The organism is Pseudomonas brassicae (genome assembly GCF_010671725.1).
GTDB lineage: Bacteria > Pseudomonadota > Gammaproteobacteria > Pseudomonadales > Pseudomonadaceae > Aquipseudomonas > Aquipseudomonas brassicae.
In genome coordinates this window covers 1-824 of the sequence record NZ_JAAHBU010000610.1, presented here as the reverse complement: position 1 = coordinate 824, position 824 = coordinate 1, and the positions used below count along the sequence as shown (strand labels likewise).

Annotated in this window: 1 pseudogene; it reads left to right on the top strand. The window is 69.1% G+C overall.

Going from position 1 to position 824, the window contains the following annotated elements:
* Positions 1–824 (top strand): annotated as a pseudogene (dprA, locus tag G3436_RS26605) (DNA-processing protein DprA); the annotation flags it as partial.

The following is an 824-nucleotide window of genomic DNA, read 5'->3' as shown; positions in this document are numbered from 1 at the left end:
ACCAGTTGCTGCAGGCGTTCGGCAGTGCCCGTGCGGCATTGGCCGCGCCCGCCGCGGCCTGGCGCGCACTGGGTCGTAGCCCGGCCAGCATCGCCGCCGCGACAGCGTCGACGTCGGGGCCGGTGTAGAGGCTGCAATGCGCTGGCTAGAGCGCTCGCAGCACCATGTGCTGATGTGGGACGACCCAGGCTACCCCGGGTTGCTGGCACAGTTGAGCGACGCTCCGCCGCTGTTGTTCATTGCTGGTAACCCGGCATTACTCGAGCATCCGCAACTGGCCATCGTCGGCAGCCGACGTGCATCGCGGCCGGCGTTGGACACCGCCGCAGGCTTTTCCCGGCACCTGGCCCAGGCCGGTTTCGTGATCACCAGCGGGCTGGCACTGGGGGTGGATGGGGCCGCGCATCAGGCGGCGATCGAGGCGGGCGGGTTCACGATCGGGGTGCTCGGTACCGGCCTGCAAAAACTTTATCCACAGCGCCACCGTACCTTGGCGCAGGCCATGCTGGAGCAAGGCAGCGCGGTGATTTCGGAGTTCCCGCTGGACGCCGGGCCGGTGGCCGGCAACTTTCCGCGGCGCAACCGCATCATCAGCGGCTTGTCGCTGGGCGTGCTGGTGGTGGAGGCGAGCCTGGCCAGCGGTTCGCTGATCACCGCGCGGCTGGCGGCCGAGCAGGGACGCGAGGTGTACGCGATCCCGGGCTCCATCCACCACCCTGGCGCCAAGGGTTGTCACCAACTGATCCGCGACGGGGCGCTGCTGGTCGAAAGCATCGAGCAGATCATCGAGAGCCTGCGCGGCTGGCAGAACCTGCCCAGGCGCC